Here is a 5,310-nt window from a genome sequence, read left to right as displayed (position 1 = left end):
GGACGCTGGTCGGTGAGGACTGCGGTTGGTGGGGAACAAGTCGGGCGCGACTCGCCTCGGGTTCAGCCTGCTGCTGAAATTCTTCGAGCTCGAGGCCCGGTTCCCTATCGGGCCTGAGGAGTTACCGGCCGCTGCGGTGGCGTACATGGCTGAGCAGGTGAAGATCGATCCGGCGCTGCTGGACTTCTACCGCTGGACCGGCCGCACGATCGAGTATCACCGGGCCCAGGTACGGGATGCCTTCGGATTCCCGGTTCGATCACTGGGACAACCGGGTGGCGGATCCGAATCTGCACACCCACTGTGCGGTGCTGAACCGGGTGCACGCGGAGGGAAAATGGACCACCATCGACGGGCGGATGTTCTACCGGGCCGCCGTCTCGGCGTCGGAACGCTACAACACTCGGGTCGCGGATCTGGTGGCCCGGGGCCTGGGTGTGAGCTTCGCACCCAGGGCGGATACCCCGGCCGGGAAGCAACCGGTGTACGAGGTCGAGGGCATCCCACTGGCGTTGATCGAGGAGTTCTCCCGCCGTCAGGCAATCGTGGACCGGCAGGAGGAACTGGCCCGCGACTACGCGGACTGGCACGGGAAGAATCCGCCGAAGAGGGTGCAGTACGCGCAGGCGCAGCAGGCCACGTTGGACACCCGGAACGCGAAGAACCCGCCCCGCTCGATGGCGCAGCTGCGGGCCGAATGGGACCAACGGGCCCAGGCCATCCTGGTCGGCACGGCACCAGGGGAGCTGGTGGAGTTGGCGCGCACCGGCCACGATAATCGGCCCCCGTTCACCCCGGAGGATGTGGCGGAACTGGTTCGCACCGTGGAGGACGACCTGTCCCGCAAGGTCGGGACGTGGACGATCTACAGCCTGCACGCCGAGGTCCAACGCCAGGTGCGGGCATACAGTTTCACCGGTGACACCGACGCGGCCGCCTACACCGCGGCCGCGGTGGACACACTCGTGGACACCGAGTGTGTTCCCACCTTCACCGTGGTGTATCGGGCGCCGGCGAAGCTGTCCGAACCCATCGAGGGCGGCCTGGTCCGCACCCATGCGGTGGACCGCACCACCATGCGCTACACCTCCGAAACGGTGCTCGCCGCCGAGTCCTACATGCGGGGAAGGGCGGAAACATCCTCCGAGAGGACCGTGTCGGACCGGATCATTCGCCGGCAGATCCGCAAGGCGGAGAAGGCGGCCGGGCACACCCTGGGAACCGACCAGATTGCGATGATCGAACACTTCCTCACCGCGCAGAAAACGGTGGCTGTGGCCGTCGGCGCGGCCGGGGCGGGGAAGACCACCGCCGCCACGGTGATCGCCCGGTCCTGGGAGCTGACGAACGGAAAAGTGATCGCCCTGGGCCCGTCGGCGCGGGCCGCGGAGGTCCTCGGTGCGGAGATCGGGGCGCCGGGTCGCACCATCGCGGACGTGCTCACCCGGGACCGGCACGGTCTACCCACCGGCATCAACGAGGGTGATTTGTTGTTGGTCGACGAGGCCGGGATGGCGTCGGCCCGTAACCTCGCGGACCTGACCCGGATCGCTACCCAGGCCGGTGCGGTGGTGCGCCTGTTGGGTGATCATCAGCAGTTGGCGTCCGTCGAATCCGGCGGCATTCTCCGTGATTTGGCCGAACGCACCGACGCACCGTTCCTGGGTGAGGTGCACCGCTTCCGAACCCAGGGGGAAGCCGCCGCAAGCCTGCTGCTCCGCACCGGCGACGAGAAAGCCCTCGACTGGTATCAGCAGAACGACCGGATCCGGGCGGGGATGAAACACGAACTGGCCGACACGGTGTTCGGCGCGTACGTCGCCGACATCGAGGCCGACAATGTGGCCCTGATGGTGGCCCCCACCAACGATTTGGTCAGCGAACTCAACACCAAGGCCGCCGACTACTACCGCGCCAACGGCACCGTCACCGGACCCGGTGTCGTGCTCGCCGACGGCCTCGAAGCCGCGACCGGGGACATCGTCGTCACCCGCAAGAACAACAGCAAATACGTGGCCAAGGACGCCACCGGAACCCGCACCGGGCGGGTGAAAAACGGTGACCTGTGGACGGTGACCGAGGTCGGGGTCGACGGGTCGTTGCGGCTTCAGAACCGCACCAGCGGCGGCCGGGTCGTCGTCGCCGCCGACTATGTCACCGACAACGTCCAACTCGGGTACGCGGCCACCGTGCACCGCTCCCAGGGCATGACCGTCGGCTCCTGCCACGTGCTGACCGATGCGTCGATGGACCGGCAAGGCTTCTACGTGGCGATGACGAGGGGTAAGAACACCAACATCGCCTACGCCGCCCAGGACGAGTTGCCGGACTGGGATTTCGAACACCGCCCCGTCGAGCATCCGGGCGCCCTCGGGGTGCTGGCGGGCATCCTCGCCCGCGACGGATCGCAGCGCACCGCGCACCAGATGATCGAAGACGCCCAAGCCCACGCCGACTCGTTCGAGGCGCTCCGGTCCGGCTACTTCGCCGCGGTCAGCGCGTTGTACGAGGAACACACCGCGGCCCTATTGGGTGAAATCCTCACCGACCGACAGTTCACCTGGGTGCACTCGTTCAGGGGCTGGGACAAGATCGTCGAGACCGTCGCCAAGGCGGAAACCTTCGGCTGGGACACCCGCACCCTGCTCACCGACGCCGCCACTGTGATGCGCACCGCGGGGAAGGCCGGCGAACTCGACGACCAGAAAAACACCCCCGCCGTGGTCATGGCCGACGCCCTCGACGAGGCCACCGAACGGTTGCCGCGCCGGCGCACCGACACCCTCGCCCGGTACCGCGTGCCCGCCCTCTCCGACGCCGCCGCCGCCGGACAGGACCCGATCCTGGCCGCGTACGCCCACCGGCACGCCGAGCAGATGCACGCCCACGTCGACACCTACATCTCACGGGCGACCGAAAACCGGGCACCGTGGATGGTGGCCCTCGGTGACCCCGGCACCGATCCCCGCAAACAGGCCCTGTTCGAGTCCGCGGCCACCGAGGTCGCGGTCTCCCGCATCCTCGCCAACTGCACCGACGAGGTGACAGATCCGTGCGCACAGTTGAGTGAGGTTCGCACCGACGCGGTCACCAAGAAGATCGAACAAATCCACCACCGACGCCCCGCATCGTCGGTGTACTCGTCGTACACCGCCGACGAACTGCGCACCGCGGCCGCATCCGCGCGCCGGCGGATCTCCGGCACCCGGCTGATGCTCGGCCTGGCCACCGGTGAACTCGCCTCCGCCACCAAAAACTCCGCTGTCGGGGCCGTCGACGCCGGTGTGGCCGCCGCCGAAGCCGACGCACAGAAGATCCACACGGTCCGGCAGGCCCGGACCGCGCACGAGCGGATCCGCCGCGATCCGAACGCCACCGACGACCAGATCAACCAGGCCCGGGCCGCACGGGTGGCCGCCGAAGCCGCGGCGCCGGACGAACGAAGCTGGGGTGCGATCGAGATCGCCGCCACCGGGGGCCGTGCCCACCAGGGACGCCGCGACCGCGCCGCCCACACCGACCAACGAGTGATCGGGCAACTGAACACCCGGATCGCCCGCATCGAGAAAACCATCACCGCGGACCGTAAACGGCTCACCCTCATCGGAACCGAACAACGCACCCGCCCCGCCACCAGCACACCCGCCGGACGCCGGCGGGCCACACCGGACACCGACCACGAGCACGCACCCGACACACCTACCCACCATCAGGAACACGACCGAGGCCCGGAACTGTAAACACCAACCCACCTCGCCCACCCCAGCGAGGAGAAAACGAGGAAACATGGCCGACACCGCCGATACCCCGGTCCCCACGAGCGAAGAAGACGAGCAGTTCACCTACGCCGAGTACCAGCAAGCCCCAATGCTGCCCACGGAGGTCGACGAGGACGCATCCTGGACGAACCTCGTCAAGGAATCCGCCCCGGCCCCGACCCGGGAAGCAGCCGTAGACGACGGCGTTCGGATCGACCCGCTCACCGCCCAGGCCGCCGGGACGCCGCCGCAGCGAAGCCCGCGCCGGCCCGCCCCGCCACCCACTCAGCAGGTACACGACATCACCGCGTGGCTCACCGACGTCGACCGCCGGCACAGCACCGGAGAGGACATCCGCGCCCCGAAACCGATCCGAGAGGTGCTCGGCGCGTTCACCGGGGCACCGATCGAGCAGACCCGAATCCAGGTCCTCGCCGCCGCCGCCGCAGCCCGGTACTTCGAAGGCGAACACTCCGCCAGCGCGCAACGACTCAACCAACTGGTCCAGGACAACGACGCCCGCCTCCACGCTCTGCGCGAGCACGAACGCCGCACCGAGGCCAACACGCACGCGGCCAAGCAGACCCCGAAAGACCAGATCGCCGCATCCGCCGAGGAACGTCGAGATCGAGAATCCGCCACCGACCGCCGAGTCTTCGACGCCGCCGCCGCCGTGGCAATGGGATACGTCGCCGCGAAAGGACTACCCGCCTACGACCAACTCGCCGAGCACTCCGAAACCCAACTCGGACCCCTCCCCGCCCCGCCGGCCGAACCCGCCGCCGCGCCCGCACCAGGTGGACCCTCCGCCGTCGACAAGGCCAAGAGCACACTCGACGCGATCGGCCGCGGACTCGCCCAAGCAGCCGGACCGGTAGCCGGCGACGACAATGTCGCCGCCAACCTCGCACCGGTCAACCTCACCCAAGTCAGCGAGGAAATCACCACCCTGGCCGCCAGTATCGCCCCCGCGATGAAGGCCGCCATGTCCAGCCACCCCCGCAGCATCAAAGAACTCCTCAACGTCGCACAACGCCCCGATGAGGCCAACGACATCGCGTTCGAGCAGGACACTGAACTCCACCGACAGTCCGACCGCGACACCGCGCACGCACTCTAGATCGTCGCCGCGAGACCGGCAGAAACCGCAAAAGAGGTCGCCGCACCCCGCCGATCCGAGAAAACTTCCCGGATCAGGGCCGACAGGGAAACATTCCCCTGTCGACCGAGGCAGTGTGCGGCGACCTCGTACTCGTCGCAACCGGCAGTGTAGAACGGGCCCACGACACGGTCGGCCCGCCGGTTCACCCGACCGCCGGGTCCCCCGTCCACACACCGGATGACACCGCCACCCTCACTGTCGAGGTGGCGGTGTCATCCGGCTAAACGGTGCCGGTGTCAGCTGAAGGCGCTGCCTGCCCCCGAGCCGCTGCCGGTCAACGAGCCGAAGTCGAGGCACAGCGATCCGAGACACTTGCCGATGGCGATCACCGACACCGTGTTGTCGCCACTATCGGCGACGTAGACGCGGGACCCGTCCGGCGTGACCGCC

General features: G+C 68.3%; 3 protein-coding genes and 1 pseudogene. 3 read left to right on the top strand and 1 reads right to left on the bottom strand.

What is annotated here, in order from left to right; genetic code table 11:
• Nucleotides 1-28: 28 nt before the first annotated feature.
• The 3 genes and pseudogenes from RM2_RS26030 to RM2_RS22500 all read left to right on the top strand — a co-directional run.
• A pseudogene (locus RM2_RS26030) lies at nt 29-190 on the top strand (hypothetical protein); the annotation flags it as partial.
• A gap of 46 nt (nt 191-236) precedes the next feature.
• Nucleotides 237-3,740 carry a MobF family relaxase gene (gene mobF, locus RM2_RS22505; protein WP_084721964.1) on the top strand — a complete coding sequence of 1,168 codons (3,504 nt, stop codon included), beginning with the start codon at nt 237-239 and terminating at the stop codon, nt 3,738-3,740.
• Nucleotides 3,741-3,786: 46 nt separating this feature from the next.
• Complete coding sequence (locus tag RM2_RS22500) at nt 3,787-4,878, top strand: hypothetical protein (RefSeq protein WP_072691697.1); 1,092 nt, start codon at nt 3,787-3,789, stop codon at nt 4,876-4,878.
• A gap of 278 nt (nt 4,879-5,156) precedes the next feature.
• Here the strand turns inward: RM2_RS22500 and RM2_RS26025 are convergent.
• On the bottom strand, nt 5,157-5,310 hold a 154-nt coding region (locus RM2_RS26025), incomplete at its 5' end, for a hypothetical protein (protein ID WP_218017270.1).

It is taken from the genome of Rhodococcus marinonascens NBRC 14363 (genome assembly GCF_001894885.1).
GTDB lineage: Bacteria > Actinomycetota > Actinomycetes > Mycobacteriales > Mycobacteriaceae > Rhodococcus_F > Rhodococcus_F marinonascens.
Note: the sequence above shows the minus strand (reverse complement) of the source record. Positions and strands in the feature narration are given on the sequence as shown.